Origin of the sequence: Mesorhizobium sp. M7A.F.Ca.US.008.03.1.1 (assembly GCF_003997495.1) — a bacterium.
Classification (GTDB): Bacteria; Pseudomonadota; Alphaproteobacteria; order Rhizobiales; family Rhizobiaceae; genus Mesorhizobium.
This window is the reverse complement of record NZ_RZRU01000001.1, coordinates 65,574-80,708: the sequence shown is the minus strand read 5'-3', so window position 1 is coordinate 80,708 and position 15,135 is coordinate 65,574. Positions and strand designations below refer to the sequence as shown.

The window sequence follows — 15,135 nt, the reverse complement described above, 5'->3', positions numbered from 1 at the left end:
CGACCTATGCCTCAACACTGCTGAGCCGCCCGCAGCAGCATGCCGAACAGGTCGCGCGGCTCGTCGGGGTCGGCCAGCATGTCGAGTTCCTGGTAGAGGCCGGTCGACTTCAGCTGATCCCTGACATAGCGCAGCGCCGAAAAATCCTCGATGGCGAAGCCGACCGAATCGAACAGCGTGATCTGGGTGGGATCGCGCCGGCCTTGCACGGCGCCTGACATCACTTGCCACAGCTCGGTCACCTCATGATCCGGTGCAAGCTGCTGGATCTCGCCCTCGATGCGGGTCTGCGGCGGATATTCGACGAAGATGTCGGAGCGCAGCAGGATATCGCGGTGCAGCTCGGTTTTCCCCGGACAGTCGCCGCCGACCGCGTTGATGTGCACGCCAGCGCCGACCATGTTGTCGGTGAGGATGGTGGCATACTGCTTGTCGGCGGTGACGGTGGTGATGATGTCAGCCCCTTCGACCGCCTCCTGCGCGGTGCCGCAGGCGACCATGTCGAAGCCAAGACCGGCGAGATTGCGCATGCATTTTTCGGTGGCCGTGCGGTCGATGTCGTAAAGCCTCAGCCTGTCGATGCCGAGCAGCGCCTTGAAGGCCAGCGCCTGGAATTCGGCCTGGGCGCCGTTGCCGATGAGCGCCATGCAGCTAGAGCCGGCCGGCGCAAGGTGCTTGGCAGCCAGAGCCGACATCGCCGCCGTGCGCAGCGCGGTCAGGATAGTCATCTCCGACAACAGCACGGGGTAGCCATTGTGGACATCGGCGAGCATGCCAAAGGCGGTCACTGTCTGGCGGCCCTCGCGCATGTTCTTGGGGTGACCGTTGACATATTTGAAGCCGTAGACCTCACCGTCGCTGGTCGGCATCAGCTCGATGACGCCCTCGGCACTGTGCGAGGCGACGCGCGGCGTCTTGTCGAACAGCTCCCAGCGGCGGAAATCATCCTCGATGTAGCCAGCGAGTTCGACCAGGAAGCGCTCGACGCCGATCTTCAGCACCAGCTTCATCATATGGTCGACGCTGATGAAGGGCACGATGTTGAGATTGGGGATCATTTTTTCTTGTCCTTGTCGCATGCAGGCGGTCAGTCCTGGCGATGCGCGTTGTGCGCCGTCATCAGCGTTGCCAGCGCCGGATCGTTTTGCTCCAGCGCCCTGATGGCTTCGCTTGTATCGTAGAGGCGCTCATCCTGCCCCATCTTGAACTTGGCCTCGAGTCGATCGATCGGCAGGTCGAAGCCGATAATATGCGGCACGCGCCGCTCCATGCCGCCTGGCCCCAGCTCGCGCATGCGCCAGCGATCGTCGCGATCCTTTTCCAGCACGTCGACAAGCTGCAAGAGATGTTTTGCGGTGGCATGATCGTCGAGCGAGACCGGATGCCCATGACAATGCACGACGGCAAAGTTCCAGGTCGGCGCGCTGTCGCGCACCGGGTTGCGCGGATACCAGGACGGCGAGATGTAGCCATGCGGGCCGTGGAAGATGGCGACCGTCTCCCTGCCCTCGGCGATCAGCGCGCTTTGCGGATTGGCCCTGGCGAGATGCGAGACCAATGTTCCGTTTTCACCGCGCACGCGATCGAGCACAAACGGCAGATGCGATACGACGAGGCCCTGCGGTCCTGACGTCACCACCGTGGCGAAGGCCGCCTCTTCGATCAGGCAGAACACCTCGTCTTGCGACAGCGGCGCGAATTCAGGCTTGCTGTACATCAGGTCAGCTTCGCTGGGCGCGGACCGCCGGGATCAGGCCTTGCGGGCGAACCAGCAGCACGGCGATGACACCCGACAGCACGATGGCGTCGCGATAGGGCGCGATCGCTCCCGGCAATGTCGCTTGCAACAGCACCTCGATGATGCCGAGCAGGAAGCCGCCGGCGACAGCACCGGGCAAGCTGCCGAGCCCGCCGACGACGGCGGCGATGAACGCCTTCAGCACCGGCGTGAAGCCCATCAGCGGATCGACCGAGGCGCGCTGCGCCACCCACAGCATGGCCGCCAGCCCGGCGAGCAGGCCGGAGAGCAGAAAGGCGGTGGCGATGATGCGGCTGGCCGGAATGCCCATCAGGCGCACGACGTCGAAATCTTCCGCCGCGGCGCGCATCGCCGTGCCGGTCACCGAGCGCCGTAGGAAGACTTCCAGTGCAATCAGCGCCAGTGCCGAGACGACGATGGAGATGCTGGGACCGACGCCGATGGTGAAATCGCCGAAGGAGAAGGCGCCGGTCATCCAGCCTGGCATGGCGACAGCCTGCGGCCGCGCCGAGATGCCGTTCTGGAAGACGACCTTCAGCAGGCTGGAGACAGCAAAGCTGGTCAACAGCAGACTGGTGACGCTGGCCCCACGCATCGGCCTAAACGCGATGCGCTCCATGGCGACGGCGGCAAGCGCGCCGCAGGACACGGCGACAAGCACCGCCACCGGAAAGGGAAAGCCGAGCACCAGCGAGGCCAGGAGCGCATAGCCCGACAGCGTCATCAGCTCGCCATGGGCGAAGTTGATGAGGCCGACGATGGAAAAGACGATCGCCAGCCCAAGCGCCAGCAGCGCATAGACGCCACCGAGGCTCACCGCATTGATGATCTGCTGCGCGATCATGCTTCTCAAGCTCCCAGATAGGCCTGGCGGACGAGGTCCGAGGAGGCGAGTTCTTTTGCCGTGCCGGCCAGCACCACCTCGCCATTGGCGAGCACGACGGCGCGGTCTGCGATTTCGAGCGCCAGCGCCACATTCTGTTCGACCAGAAGGATGGTCAGGCCCTTGCGGCGCAGTTCGGCGATCAGGTCGAAGACGGTGTCGATCAGTTGCGGAGCAAGGCCGAGCGAAGGCTCGTCGAGCAGGATCATGCGCGGCTTGCCCATCAGCGCGCGGGCGATGGCCAGCATCTGCTGTTCGCCGCCCGACAGATTGCCGCCCTTGACGCGGTGGTAGCGGCGCAGGATCGGGAACAGCTCCAGCATCTCCTCCTCGCGCAGCCGCGCCTCGGCCGCCGGCTGATGCACCGCACCGCCGAGACGCAGATTGTCGGCCACCGTCAGGCTGGCGAAGATACGGCGGCCTTCCGGCACCAGCGCGACGCCCTTGCGGGCGATCGCCTCCGGCGCCAGGCCGGTGATGTCGGCACCGTCGAAGATCACCTTGCCGGACGCCGCCGGCACCAGCCCGGCGACGGCACCGAGCGTCGAGCTCTTGCCGGCACCGTTGGCGCCGACCAGCGCGATGATCTCGCCGCTGTCGACGGTGAGGTCGACGCGGCGCACCGCCTCGACCTCGCCGTACCGGATTTTCAGGGCTTCGACGCTCAGCATGACATCACGGTGCGGGAACGTCGGCGGCTTCAGGGATCAGGGTCTCGACATGCTTGCCCTCGCCGCCCTCGTAGCGCATCAGCGCCACTGGCCGCAGCGGCATGCGGTCGGTGCCGGCATAGGTGATCTTGCCGGTGATGCCTTCGAAATCCTTGAGGCCGGCAATGGCGTCGCGGATCGCTTTCGGATCGTCGGAACCGGCCGTCTTGACCGCCTGGTCGAGGATCAGGGCGATCTCGTAGCCATTGACCTCATAGGTCGATTCCGGTGCGTGGCCGGCATATTTGGTGAAGGCGGCGTTGAAGGCCTCGAGCTTGCTGCCCGGCTCGGCATAGCCGGCCGCGGTGTAGACGACACCGTCGACCAGTTTGCCGAGCGCCTTGATGGTCGGCGTGCCGATAGCATCGGCGCCATAGACCGGGATGGTGACGCCGGCGCCGCGCAATTGCTGGATGAAGGCCGGGAAATCCGGCTCATAGGCGGCCGTCATGATCAGGTCCGGCTTATCGGCCAGGCCCTTGATGTTGGTGATCTCGGCGGAAAAGTCGGGCTGTCCCATGCTGAAGGTGCCGCGACCGACAATGGCGCCGCCCTTCTTCTCGAACACCTTGCCGAAATATTCCGGCAGATTGGCGGTGTAGGTGGAATCCGGCGAAGTCAGCAGGAACACCTTCTTCTTGCCTTCGGAGACGGCGAAGTCAGCGACCGCCGTCGCCTGCACATTGTCGGCCGGATAGGTGCCGAACATGACGTCGCCGACCGCGCCGGTGAGCACGGGGGCGGAGCCGCACAGCGTCAGCGTCGGAATACCAAGCGGCTGGGTCAGCTGGCCGGCGGAAATCGAGGGGTCGGCATCGCACGGCGTGATCATGATCTTGGCGCCGGCGTCGATCAGCTCCTGGGCGACGGTGGCGGTCTGCGCGGTGTCGGAACGGGTGTCCTTGATCAGCAGCTTGACGGTGTATTTGCCGCCGAGCCCGCCCTTGGCGTTGAGCTCGTCGAGCGACATGCGCAGGCCGGCAAGTGCCGGCTGGTCGTAGGGAGCAAGGCCGCCGGTCTGCGCGGTCGCGGCACCGATGATGATTTCCTCGGCGCTGGACGTCGAAATGGCGGCGATGCCGAACACGGCCGCGCACAAAGCGGCGCGATGGAGGCGATAGAGGCTTGGCATGTCGGTTCTCCTTCTGGATTTCTTATGGTTGGCTGTCATTGCGGGTCATGCGGTCTGGTCTACAGGCGTTGCGGTCTTGGCGCGCGCCGTACGGCTGCCGAGATAGGCTGCGATCACGGCGGGGTTCTTCTGAACCTCGCCCGGCGTGCCGTCGGCGATGACGCGGCCATGATCGATGACGACGATGCGTTCGCACAGCTTCATCACCAGCCGCATGTCGTGCTCGATCAGCACCACGCCGATGCGGCGCTCCATGCGAACCATCGACAGGATGGAGACCAGTTCGGCGGTCTCGACGGCGTTCATGCCGGCGGCCGGCTCATCGAGCAGCAGGAAGCGCGGCTTCAACGCCAGGGCGCGCGCCACTTCGAGCCGGCGGCGCTGGCCATAGGCGAGCCTGGCGGCCGGCTGATCGGCGAATCTATCCAGCCCCATGCGCGCAAGCTCGCCCATTGCCGCAGCCTCGGCATGGCCAAGATCAGGTTCCACCTGGCGTGCGGCGACGACGACATTTTCGAGCACTGTCATGTGCGGGAAGACGCGGATGTTCTGGAAGGTGCGGGCAACGCCGGAGCGGGCGAAGCGGAAGGCCGAAGCCTGCCGCACCACGCCACCCACCGACACGGTGCCGGCACTTGGCTGGACATCGCCCGCCAGCATGTTGAGCAGCGTCGTCTTGCCGGCGCCATTGGGGCCGATGATGCCGGTGATGCTGTCGGTCTGGAAATTCAGGCTGACGTCGTCGACGGCGACGACGCCGGCATAGCGGCGCGACAGGTGGTCGGCGATTAGCCGGTCACTCTCGACATGTTGCGGAGGTGCCGCCGGAGCCGTCACGGCCTGGCGTCCGGGCCGGCGCAAAAGATTGAGCTCGCGTTCGCCGAACAGACCGGTCGGGCGTCGCCAGATGACCAGGATCATGGCAATCGCGAGCACGCCCTGGGTCAAGCCGAACAGGACAGGCAGATGCAGGCCGAGCACTTCGCCGCCGCCTTCGAAGCGGCGCACCACTTCGACCAAAACGATGGTGACGATGACGCCGGCGAAAGCGCCGAGCGACGAGGTCATGCCGCCGACGATCAGCATGGCAAGCATGGTGAAGCCTAGGTCGAAATAGAAATCGCGCGGCGAAAACGCGCCAAGGAATTGCGCCATCATGGCGCCGGCGGCCATGGCGGCGACGACGCCCGCCATCCAGGCGGCCAGACGCGCCGTGCGCTGGTCGACGCCGACGGCGGCCGCACCGCGCTCGTCATTGGCGGCGGCACGGGCAGCAAGGCCGAAGGAGGTTTCGCGAAACAGCCTCGCCGCCACCAAAGCCACCGAAGCGACGGAGGCGGCGGTCCATAGCCCGACCTCGCGCGGCACGCCGTAAAAGGGTTGGCTGCCGCGGGTGATCTCGCGCCCGGCCACCAGCAGGGTGTAAACGATGATCAGCATGGCAAGCGTGGCGATCGAGGCGCTCGATCCGGAAAGCCTGAGCAGCGGCGTACCGGTCAGCAGGCCGACGACAACCGCCAGAGCCAGGACGACGGCCAGCGCCGCGAGGAAGGACAGTTGATGGCCGGCGAGGAATTGCGGCAGCTCGCGCAGCGCCGTTCGCTGCAGTGCGGTCGGCATGGTGAGGATGCCGGTCGCATAGGCACCGAGGCCGACAAAGGCCGCCTGGCCGAACGAGACGATGCCGCTGTTGCCGGAGAATATCTGCAGGCCGAGCACCGCCGTCAGCATGATCGCGGCATAGGTGACGACGCGTTGCATGGCGGCGCCGCCGAAGATGAAGGCGGCAAGCGCCACCAGCAGCAGCACTGCCACCATGCACAAGGCATCGGCCGTGGCGTTGCGAAACGCGGCCGGCATGAAGCCGCGGAGCTTGCTCTCGCTGATCGTCACCGACGCCATCACGCGGCCTTGAAACGGCTGGGCGAAAACGGCGCCAGGATCGGTTGCGCGCCTTCGGTGACCAGCCTGGCCACCGCCTCGCCGACGGCCGGCCCGGTCTTGAAGCCGTGGCCGGACGACCCCGCCGAAACGACCAACCCTTCAACCCCAGGCATGGGTCCGATAACCGGCAGATCGTCGGGGCTCATGTCGTAGAGACCGGCATAGCCGGGCCGGATGCCAAGTTCGGCCATGGCCGGCACGCGGGTAGCGAAGGTCTCCAGGATCTCGACCGATTCCTGCTCCTCGACACCTTCCATGTAGGTGTCGGGATTTTCGACAAAGCGCGGACGGCCCGCATGTTCGTGGCGAAGGCCGGTGCCGCCGCCGGCCCAGGCGCCGGCCAGGATGACGCCGTCATTGTCGGGTCGTGCATAGTTGCAGGAAATGTCGTCGCACCAGGCGAAAGGCATGACCTGCCTTGCCTTGCCGGCGGCGTCGAGCACGGCCATCGGATGGCGCTCGACATGCAGCGGCAGATCGAGGCCGACCGTCGCCAGCAGCCGGCGCGTCCATGGCCCGGCGGCCAGGACGACCGTATCGGCCTCCAGCATCGTTCCATCGGTCAAGGTGACGCCGGTGATGCGGTCGCCCTGCCGCTGGAGGCTCTCGACCAATGTGTTCTGCATGATCCTGGCACCACTGGCGCGGGCGGCACGGGCGATGGCATTGGTGGCACCGAAGGCATCGGCATAGCCATATTCGGGTTCCCACAGCGCCAGCGCGACATTGTCCAGCGCAAAGCCCGGTGCCGCGTCGGCAAAGGCCTGCGGCGACAATGTCTCGATGCGTGCGCCCTCGCCGCGGATGCGTTCGGCTGCCGCCGTCCAACTCACCTTGTTGTCGTTGCCGCAGACCCACATCATGCCGATTTCGGTGACAAAGGACCCTTCGCCAGCGATTTCCGGCAGTGACACCAGTATCTCGCGGCCACGGATGGAAAGCTGTGACAGTTCCGGCATCAGGTAGAAGGCGTGCAGCAGCGCCGACGATTTGCCCGACGGGCCGCCGGCGGGATGGGTCTGCTCGACCAGCGCGACCTTCACACCGGCCTTGGCCAGATGATAGGCGGCGCTCGATCCGACAATACCCGCACCGACGACGATGACGTCGCTTCCATTTCGCATGGCTGTTCCCCACAGTCTCTTGGCTGCTTTCCGACAAGGTAGGGCCGGCGGCCACGCAATGTCAACATCTCTTCATTCTTGACCGAGATTTAAATCTCTGTAATAAACTCGACAGAACAAGAGAACACGGATTTCCGGGGAGGCCGATGGCGATACGCGATGTTCTGATGCGCGGGGATCTTGCGCTGACGCCGTCGGAGGAGAAGATCGTCCGGCTGCTGTTGACGGACTATCCGACCTCCGGCCTCGGCACCGCCTCTTCGCTCGCCCGGCGCGCTGGCGTCAGCGATCCGACCGTGGTGAGGCTGGTCGTCAAGCTCGGCTATGACGGGTTTCCGGATTTCCAGGCGAAACTTCTGGCCGAAGTCGAGGCAAGACTGCACTCGCCGCTGCTGATGATGGAGGCCAAGCGGCAGAGCGGTTCCAACGACAGCGCAGTGCTGGCCTACCTTGATAGCGTCACCACGGCCTTGCAGAAAGCCACCGCCGCGACACCCGTCCAGACATACGAGCGGGCGGCCCGCCTGCTGATGGAGGTCAAGGGGGAGATTGTCATGGTTGGCGGCCGGTTCAGCCGTCACATCGCCGGCATGTTGGCCGGCTATCTCGTGCAGTTTCGCTCCGGGGTTCGCGATCTCGGCGTGCTCTCTCCGCAGACCTTCGACACGCTGGCCGACCTCGGCCGCCGCGACGTGCTCGTCGTCTTCGACTATCGCCGCTACCAGCTCGATGTGATGGCCTATGCAAGACAGGCGGCGGCGCTCGATGTTCGCATCGTCCTGTTCACCGACCAATGGCTGTCGCCGATATCAGATCTCGCCGAAGTCACCATCGTCAGCCCGCTCGAAGTTGCCTCGCCCTATGACACGCTGGCGCCGGCGATCGCACAGATGGAAGCGCTGGTCGCCCATATCGTTTCGACGCTGAGCGACGAGGGCCGCGCCCGCATCGAGCGGCTCGAAAACGTTCGGCATGCCAATGCCGTGACACTCGACAGCGACCCGCAAGAGAACGGCGCGCGCAAGACACCCGGCCCCCGCAAGACACCGGGACCCAAATCAGCAAAGCAGGACGACAAAGCATGACCCAGGCCCTACCCAAGCGAGACGAAGCCTTCCGTGCCGGCGAGACGGCACTGCTGCTCGTCGACATGCAGCGCATCTGGCTGGAGCCGGGCGCCGATCCGTCGCATCCGGAGCGTGGCCCCGATCATTATTTCTACCGGCAGACATCCTCGCGGACGATCCCCAACCAGGAGCGCTTGCTGGCGGCGGCGCGGGCCAATGGCGTCGAGGTGCTGCACACCATCATCCAGAGTCTGACCGAAGACGGCCGTGACCGCTCGCTCGACCACAAGCTGACACCGATCCATGTTGCCCCCAGCCTCCCCGAGGGACTGCCGGTGGCATCGCTGGCGCCGGTTGGCGACGAGATCATGCTGCCGAAGACGTCGTCGGGCATCTTCAATTCGACCAATGCCGACTATCTCCTCAAGAACCTCGGCATCCGCTATCTCGTCGTGGTCGGCGTGCTGACCGATCAATGCGTCGACATGGCGGTGCGTGACGGCGCCGACCGCGGCTATCTTGTCACCTGCGTATCGGATGCCTGCGCCACCATCACCCAGGAACGCCACGACATCGCGCTCAAGGCCTTCGGCGGCTACTGCTGGGTGGCCGACACCGACACGGTCGTCGACCGCTTCAACGCTTTGGGAAAACCGGCATGACATCGACTGTCGAGACTCTGGTTGCCGTCGTCACCACGGATCTCTCCGCCGTCACGCGGGGCCGTTTCGTTGCCGAAAGCAAGTTGCAGAAGACCGCCACGACCGGCGTCGGCTGGCTGCAGGCCAATCTGTCGCTGACGCCGTTCAACTCGATCGTCGATCCCAACCCCTGGGGCTCGTCGGGCGACCTGCGGCTGATCCCCGATCTCAAGGCGCGCTTTCGCACGACACGCACCGGATCGGCGACGCCATTCGACATGGTTGCCGGCGACATCGTCGAGCTCGACGGCAGCCCGTGGCTCGGCTGCACCCGCACGATGCTCAAAGACGCGTTGGCCGATTTGAAAGCCGCAACCGGCCTGTCGGTCATTGCCGCCTTCGAGCATGAATTCAATGTTGCCAATGGCGGCTTCGCACCGGCGCATTCGATGTCTTTCGCCGCACTGCGCCGCGCCGACCCGTTTGCGCCCAATCTGATGGCGGCGCTCGAGGAAGCCGGCGTCGCGCCCGAAGTGGTCATCGCCGAATTCGGCGACGAGCAGTTCGAGGTGACGCACGAACCGGCGGACGCGCTGACGGCGGCCGACCGCGCCGTCGCCATCCGCGAAATCACGCGCGAGTTGGTGCGCAATGCCGGCTGGCGTGCGAGCTTCGCCCCCAAGACAGCGCCGAATGCCGTCGGCAACGGCGTCCACATCCATTTCAGCTTCGTTGACGAGGCCGGCAAGCCGGTGACTTACGATCCGGCGCAACCCGGCGGCCTTTCTGCCAAAGCCGGCGCCTTCTGCGCCGGCGTGCTGCGTCATCTGCCCGGCCTCACCGCCATGACGGCGTCGAGCGTGTCGTCTTACTACCGGCTGAAGCCGCACAGCTGGAGCTCGTCCTACACCTGGCTTGCCGACCGCGACCGCGAGGCATCCTTGCGCATCTGTCCGACTGTGACGATGGGCGGACGCGATCCGGCGCGGCAATACAACATCGAATACCGGGCGGCGGACGCCACCGGCAATCCCTATCTGTCGCTGGCGGCGATCATCCGCGCCGGGCTGGAAGGGCTGAAGGCGGGCCTGCCGTCGCCACCTTTGGTCACCGGCGACCCGACGCTGATGAGCGAGGCGGAACGGGCAGGTCTCGGTCTGGTGCGCCTGCCCGAAACCCTGCCCGCGGCACTGGACGCGTTGCTGGCCGACGGCACCGTGACGGGATGGTTCGCGCCTGTCTTCATCGAAACCTTCGTCGGCCTCAAGCAACATGAAGCCGAGCGTCTTGCCGGTCTCGATCCGGCCTCCATCTGCGATCTCTACCGGACGCTCTATTGATGACCGCACAGACCGGAAAAGATTGGCCCGAGGCCGTCGAGGTCCTCAACGAGCACGGCCGTTCCGATATCGTGCTGTTGTGCGAGCATGCGTCCAACCACATGCCAGCCGAATATCGGCAGCTCGGCCTCGATGCCCACCATCTGCAGCGCCACATCGCCTGGGATATCGGCGCCGCCGAAGTGACCCGCTTGCTGTCGTCTAAGCTCGATGCTCCGGCCTTCCTCAGCGGTTATTCGCGGCTGCTGATCGACCTGAACCGGCCGCTTCATAGCCAAGGCAGCATTCCGGTGCTGTCGGAAGACACCGACATTCCCGGCAATGTCGGCATCGGCGCGACGGAGCGGACCCGGCGTGCCGAGATCATCTTTTCGCCGTTTCATGACCGGGTGACCGCCCATCTCGATGGCCGGGCACAGGCAGGCCGGCAGACACGGATCGTGACGATCCATTCCTTCACGCCGGTCTTCCTCGGTGTCAGCAGACCCTGGCATGCCGGCGTGCTGCATGACCATGCAAGCGGTCTCGCCGAAGCAATCCTTTCGGGCCTGCGCACCGACGCCGGGCTCAATGTCGCGGCCAACGTGCCCTATGTGATCAGCCGCGACGCCGACTACGCCGTGCCCATCCATGGCGACGATCGCGGCATCGCCGCCGTCCTCGTCGAGATCCGGCAGGACCTTTTGTCGACACGGTCCGGCATCGAGGAATGGGCGGACCGGCTGGCGGCGGCACTGCCTGCACTCGAGACGGAAACCGTGTCGTGAGCAAACTAAGCCTGCGCGAGCGCGACGCCGCGACCATCGCCCAGATCGGCAAGCTGCGTTTCTCGCCGCTCAGCGTCATCGGCGGCCGGGGCAACCGGCTGATCGAGGAAGGCGGCCGCTCCTTGCTCGACCTGTCGGGATCGGCCGGTCCGGCGGTGCTCGGCTACGGCCATCCGGCTGTTGTCGAAGCAGTCGAGACGTCGATCCGCGACATGGCCGGCGCCAGCCTGCTGCTCTACCCCAACGAGCCCGCCGTATCGCTGGCGGAGCGGCTGCTGGCAATCACGCCCGGAGAAGGCGAACGGCGTGTCTGGTTCGGCCACTCCGGGTCCGATGCCAATGACTGCGCGGTGCGCGTGCTGCAGGCGGCCACCGGCCGTTCGCGCTTCATCTCGTTCATCGGCTCCTATCACGGCAATCTCTCCGGCTCGATGGGCATCAGCGGCCATACCGCCATGACCCACACACTGCCCCGACCAGGCGTGCTTCTGTTGCCCTATCCCGATCCTTTCCGGCCGAACTTCAGCAGCGAGGACGTGCTTGCGCTGCTCGACTACCAGTTCGGGACCACCTGCCCGCCGCATCAGGTCGCGGCGGTGTTCATCGAGCCGTTGATGTCGGATGGCGGATTGATCGTGCCGCCGCCCGGCTTTCTCAAGGCATTGCAGGAGCGTTGCCGCAAGCACGGCATCAAGATTGTCGTCGACGAGGTCAAGGTCGGGCTCGCCCGCAGCGGCATGATGCACTGCTTCCAGCATGAAGGACTGACGCCGGACCTGGTCGTCTTCGGCAAAGGGATCGGCGGTGGCTTGCCGTTGTCGGCAGTGATCGGCCCTAAGGAGATCATGGACCATGCGCCGGCCTTCGCTCTGCAGACGACCGCAGGCAACCCGGTGGCGACATCGGCCGGCAACGCGGTGCTGAAGACGATCGAGACGGACGGCCTGGTCGAGCGCTCGGCGCGGATCGGCGTGCTGTTTTCCGACGCGCTGCGGGCGCTCGGCGCCAGGCACGAGATCATCGGTAACGTGCGCGGGCGCGGCCTTGCCATCGGCGTCGACCTGGTCAAGGACCGTGCGACACGTGAGCCGGTTGCGGCGACGACCACGGCCAAGATCATCTATCGCGGCTATGAGCTGGGTGCGGCCTTCACCTATGTCGGGCTGAAGGCGAATGTGCTGGAGTTCATGCCGCCGCTGACGCTGACGCAGGACGAGGTGGCGGAGGGCGTGGCAATCGTCGACCAGGCGATCGCCGACGTGAATGCCGGCAAGGTTTCGGACGCAGACGTCGCCTCCTTCATGATGTGGTGAACAGAAAGGCGCGGTCACGGCCGCGGCAGAAATTACCTAGGCAGCCCGACTGATCGTTGCGCAACAATTATTCCGCGATACGCACGATCAACTTGCCGAAATTCCTGCCTTCGAGAAGGCCGAGAAAGGCCTGTGGCGCATTTTCGATGCCATCCACGACATCTTCCCTGTAGCGGACGCGGCCGGACGATATCCATTCGGCCATCTCACGATAGAAGGCCGGGCGCTGGTCGACGAATTCACGCTGGATAAAACCCCTGATCGTCAGGCTGCGGTGCAGCACTTGCTGCATCAATACCGGCAGCCGGTCGATGCCGGCATCCGCGATGACGTTGTACTGCGCGATCAGCCCGCAGACCGGCACACGCGCAAACTCGTTCAGCAGCGGAAACACCGCGTCCCAGACAGGGCCACCGACATTCTCGAAATAGATGTCGATGCCACCGGGGCAGGCTGCCTTCAACTGCTCGGCAAAATCATTGGCACGGTGATCGACAACCGCGTCGAAGCCGAGCTCGGCTCGCACGAAGGCGCACTTTTCGGCACCGCCGGCGATGCCGACGGCACGCGCCCCCTTGATGCGCGCGATCTGGCCGACGGCCGACCCGACCGCGCCGCTGGCGGCCGCCACGACGACCGTCTCGCCAGGCTTCGGCTGTCCGATAGTGAGCAGACCGGCATAGGCGGTGAAGCCCGGCATGCCGAGCACGCCGAGAGCCGTCGTAACGGATCCAGCCGCGGGATCGAGCTTGCGCAGCCCGACGCCGTCGGACAATGCAAAACTCTGCCAGCCGGAATGGGACAACACGATATCTCCTTCGGCAAATTCCGGGTGGCGAGAGATCACCACGCGCGCAACGGTACCGCCTTCCATCACGCCGTCGACATCGACCGGCCTGGCATAGGATTTCGTGGCGTTCATGCGTCCACGCATGTAGGGATCGAGCGACAGATAAAGGATCTGCAACAGCAGTTCGCCCTCTCCCGGCTGGACAAGGTCAACTGTCTCGGTGCGGAAATCGCTCGGTTTTGGTTGGCCTTGCGGTCGCGCCGCGAGCACGATGCGGGTGTTGGACTGGATCGACATCGAAAACCTCCCTGCGAAGAACGCTCTAATCGAAATACCGGTTGGGCGGCCGCTTCAGGCCGAGATTCTCGCGCAGCGTCGACCCCTCATATTGCCGCCTGAAGATCCCTCGCCGCTGCAGTTCGGGCACCACCTTCTCGGCAAAATCATCGAGCCCGGCGGGCAGGTATGGAAACATGATGTTGAACCCGTCGGAACCCTCGCCGACCAGCCATTCCTCCATCTCGTTGGCGATTGTTTCAGGTGTGCCAACAAAGGCAAGGCCGGAATAGCCGCCTAGCCTTTGCGCGAGCTGCCTGACCGTCAGGTTCTCCTGGCGCGCCAGTTCGATGACGCGCTCGCGGCCACTCTTCGAGGCATTGGTCTCGGGGATTTCGGGCAAGGGCGCGTCGGGATCAAAGCCGGACGCATCATGTCCGATCGCGATCGACAGCGAGGCGAGGCCGCTCTCGTAATAGATGAGACTGTCGAGCTTCGCCCGCCTGGCCTGCGCGTCCTCGACGCTGTCACCGACAACGACAAAGGCGCCGGGCAGGATCTTGATATCGTCACGCGAACGGCCGAGTTTCTGCGCACGGCCTTTGACGTCGGCGAAGAAGCGCTGCCCCGCCGCGAGATCGGCATGGGCGGCGAAAATGACCTCCGCTGTTTCGGCCGCCAGCTGGCGTCCTGCCTCCGAGGCGCCGGCCTGGACGATGACCGGCCAGCCCTGGATTGGACGCGCGATGTTGAGTGGGCCGCGCACCGAGAGATGCTCACCCTTGTGGTCGAGCACATGCAGCCTGGCCGGGTCGAAATACAACCCGTTTTCGGCGTCGCGGATGAAGGCATCGTCGGCAAAGCTGTCCCACAGGCCGGTGACGACATCGTAGAATTCCCGCGCCCGCCGGTAGCGCTCGTCATGCTCGACATGCTCGTCGAGGCCGAAATTGAGCGCCGCATCCGGATTGGACGTGGTGACGATGTTCCAGCCGGCGCGCCCGCCACTGATATGGTCCAGCGAGGCGAAGCGGCGGGCAACATGATAGGGCGCGTCGAACGTCGTCGATGCGGTGGCGACCAGCCCGATGTGGTCGGTGACGGCGGCGAGCGCCGACAAAAGCGTGAACGGCTCGAATGAGGTGACCGTGTGACTGCGCCGCAGCGCCTCGATCGGCATGTTGAGAACGGCCAGATGGTCGGCCATGAAGAAGGCGTCGAACTTCGCCGCCTCCAGGGTCTGGGCGAAGCGCTTCAGATGCGCGAAATTGAAATTGGCGTCGGCATAGGCACCCGGATAGCGCCAGGCGCCGGTGTGCAGGCTGACGGGGCGCATGAAGGCGCCGAGGTGCAATTGTTTTTGTGTCATGAAAGTCGTTCCGACCGATC

The 15,135-nt window shown here is 65.1% G+C and carries 14 protein-coding genes; 5 read left to right on the top strand and 9 right to left on the bottom strand.

Features of this window, described 5'->3' with window-relative positions:
- Nucleotides 1-11: 11 nt before the first annotated feature.
- The 7 genes from EOA16_RS00380 to EOA16_RS00350 are packed head-to-tail and all read right to left on the bottom strand — an operon-like array spanning nt 12 to nt 7,552.
- A complete protein-coding gene (locus EOA16_RS00380; protein WP_127254750.1) occupies nt 12-1,058 on the bottom strand; it encodes an ornithine cyclodeaminase in 1,047 nt (348 codons plus the stop codon).
- A 29-nt stretch (nt 1,059-1,087) separates the two neighbouring features.
- A complete protein-coding gene (locus EOA16_RS00375) occupies nt 1,088-1,717 on the bottom strand; it encodes an FMN-binding negative transcriptional regulator (protein ID WP_127254749.1) in 630 nt (209 codons plus the stop codon).
- A 4-nt stretch (nt 1,718-1,721) separates the two neighbouring features.
- Nucleotides 1,722-2,603, bottom strand: coding sequence for a branched-chain amino acid ABC transporter permease (locus EOA16_RS00370; RefSeq protein WP_027035600.1), 882 nt, complete (start codon nt 2,601-2,603; stop codon nt 1,722-1,724).
- Between the two features lie 5 nt (nt 2,604-2,608).
- Nucleotides 2,609-3,313, bottom strand: coding sequence for an ABC transporter ATP-binding protein (locus EOA16_RS00365; protein ID WP_127254748.1), 705 nt, complete (start codon nt 3,311-3,313; stop codon nt 2,609-2,611).
- A 4-nt stretch (nt 3,314-3,317) separates the two neighbouring features.
- A complete protein-coding gene (locus EOA16_RS00360; protein ID WP_127254747.1) occupies nt 3,318-4,484 on the bottom strand; it encodes an ABC transporter substrate-binding protein in 1,167 nt (388 codons plus the stop codon).
- A gap of 45 nt (nt 4,485-4,529) precedes the next feature.
- The gene (locus EOA16_RS00355) at nt 4,530-6,386 is read right to left on the bottom strand and encodes a branched-chain amino acid ABC transporter ATP-binding protein/permease (protein WP_127254746.1); all 1,857 of its coding nucleotides are present in this window, start codon (nt 6,384-6,386) and stop codon (nt 4,530-4,532) included.
- Complete coding sequence (locus EOA16_RS00350) at nt 6,386-7,552, bottom strand: FAD-binding oxidoreductase (RefSeq protein ID WP_127254745.1); 1,167 nt, start codon at nt 7,550-7,552, stop codon at nt 6,386-6,388. The genes EOA16_RS00355 and EOA16_RS00350 overlap by 1 nt, the downstream gene beginning before the upstream one ends.
- A 146-nt stretch (nt 7,553-7,698) precedes the next feature.
- Here EOA16_RS00350 and EOA16_RS00345 point away from each other — a divergent pair, with 146 nt between their 5' ends.
- The 5 genes from EOA16_RS00345 to EOA16_RS00325 are packed head-to-tail and all read left to right on the top strand — an operon-like array spanning nt 7,699 to nt 12,680.
- Nucleotides 7,699-8,637, top strand: coding sequence for a MurR/RpiR family transcriptional regulator (locus tag EOA16_RS00345; RefSeq protein WP_127254744.1), 939 nt, complete (start codon nt 7,699-7,701; stop codon nt 8,635-8,637).
- Nucleotides 8,634-9,281: an isochorismatase family cysteine hydrolase gene (locus tag EOA16_RS00340; protein WP_127254743.1), complete on the top strand. Its 648-nt coding sequence runs from the start codon at nt 8,634-8,636 to the stop codon at nt 9,279-9,281. The genes EOA16_RS00345 and EOA16_RS00340 overlap by 4 nt, the downstream gene beginning before the upstream one ends.
- Nucleotides 9,278-10,600 carry a glutamine synthetase gene (locus EOA16_RS00335; protein ID WP_127254742.1) on the top strand — a complete coding sequence of 441 codons (1,323 nt, stop codon included), beginning with the start codon at nt 9,278-9,280 and terminating at the stop codon, nt 10,598-10,600. The genes EOA16_RS00340 and EOA16_RS00335 overlap by 4 nt, the downstream gene beginning before the upstream one ends.
- Nucleotides 10,600-11,367: an N-formylglutamate amidohydrolase gene (locus EOA16_RS00330; RefSeq protein WP_127254741.1), complete on the top strand. Its 768-nt coding sequence runs from the start codon at nt 10,600-10,602 to the stop codon at nt 11,365-11,367. The genes EOA16_RS00335 and EOA16_RS00330 overlap by 1 nt, the downstream gene beginning before the upstream one ends.
- Nucleotides 11,364-12,680, top strand: a complete 1,317-nt coding sequence (locus tag EOA16_RS00325; RefSeq protein ID WP_127254740.1) for an aspartate aminotransferase family protein — start codon at nt 11,364-11,366, stop codon at nt 12,678-12,680. The genes EOA16_RS00330 and EOA16_RS00325 overlap by 4 nt, the downstream gene beginning before the upstream one ends.
- A 67-nt stretch (nt 12,681-12,747) precedes the next feature.
- Here the strand turns inward: EOA16_RS00325 and EOA16_RS00320 are convergent, their stop codons facing one another.
- Both EOA16_RS00320 and EOA16_RS00315 read right to left on the bottom strand, forming a co-directional pair.
- Complete coding sequence (locus EOA16_RS00320) at nt 12,748-13,767, bottom strand: NADP-dependent oxidoreductase (protein ID WP_127254739.1); 1,020 nt, start codon at nt 13,765-13,767, stop codon at nt 12,748-12,750.
- 25 nt (nt 13,768-13,792) lie between these two features.
- Nucleotides 13,793-15,115: an LLM class flavin-dependent oxidoreductase gene (locus EOA16_RS00315; protein WP_127254738.1), complete on the bottom strand. Its 1,323-nt coding sequence runs from the start codon at nt 15,113-15,115 to the stop codon at nt 13,793-13,795.
- Nucleotides 15,116-15,135 lie beyond the last annotated feature (20 nt).

Bases quoted from the DNA above. Each gene is read 5' to 3' on its own strand.
- EOA16_RS00345 (WP_127254744.1), top strand. From the start codon at position 7,699: ATGGCGATACGCGATGTTCTGATGCGCGGGGATCTTGCGCTGACGCCG.
- EOA16_RS00340 (WP_127254743.1), top strand. From the start codon at position 8,634: ATGACCCAGGCCCTACCCAAGCGAGACGAAGCCTTCCGTGCCGGCGAG.
- EOA16_RS00360 (WP_127254747.1), bottom strand. From the start codon at position 4,484: ATGCCAAGCCTCTATCGCCTCCATCGCGCCGCTTTGTGCGCGGCCGTG.
- EOA16_RS00365 (WP_127254748.1), bottom strand. From the start codon at position 3,313: ATGCTGAGCGTCGAAGCCCTGAAAATCCGGTACGGCGAGGTCGAGGCG.
- EOA16_RS00355 (WP_127254746.1), bottom strand. From the start codon at position 6,386: ATGGCGTCGGTGACGATCAGCGAGAGCAAGCTCCGCGGCTTCATGCCG.
- EOA16_RS00375 (WP_127254749.1), bottom strand. From the start codon at position 1,717: ATGTACAGCAAGCCTGAATTCGCGCCGCTGTCGCAAGACGAGGTGTTC.
- EOA16_RS00335 (WP_127254742.1), top strand. From the start codon at position 9,278: ATGACATCGACTGTCGAGACTCTGGTTGCCGTCGTCACCACGGATCTC.
- EOA16_RS00350 (WP_127254745.1), bottom strand. From the start codon at position 7,552: ATGCGAAATGGAAGCGACGTCATCGTCGTCGGTGCGGGTATTGTCGGA.
- EOA16_RS00380 (WP_127254750.1), bottom strand. From the start codon at position 1,058: ATGATCCCCAATCTCAACATCGTGCCCTTCATCAGCGTCGACCATATG.
- EOA16_RS00320 (WP_127254739.1), bottom strand. From the start codon at position 13,767: ATGTCGATCCAGTCCAACACCCGCATCGTGCTCGCGGCGCGACCGCAA.
- EOA16_RS00370 (WP_027035600.1), bottom strand. From the start codon at position 2,603: ATGATCGCGCAGCAGATCATCAATGCGGTGAGCCTCGGTGGCGTCTAT.
- EOA16_RS00330 (WP_127254741.1), top strand. From the start codon at position 10,600: ATGACCGCACAGACCGGAAAAGATTGGCCCGAGGCCGTCGAGGTCCTC.
- EOA16_RS00315 (WP_127254738.1), bottom strand. From the start codon at position 15,115: ATGACACAAAAACAATTGCACCTCGGCGCCTTCATGCGCCCCGTCAGC.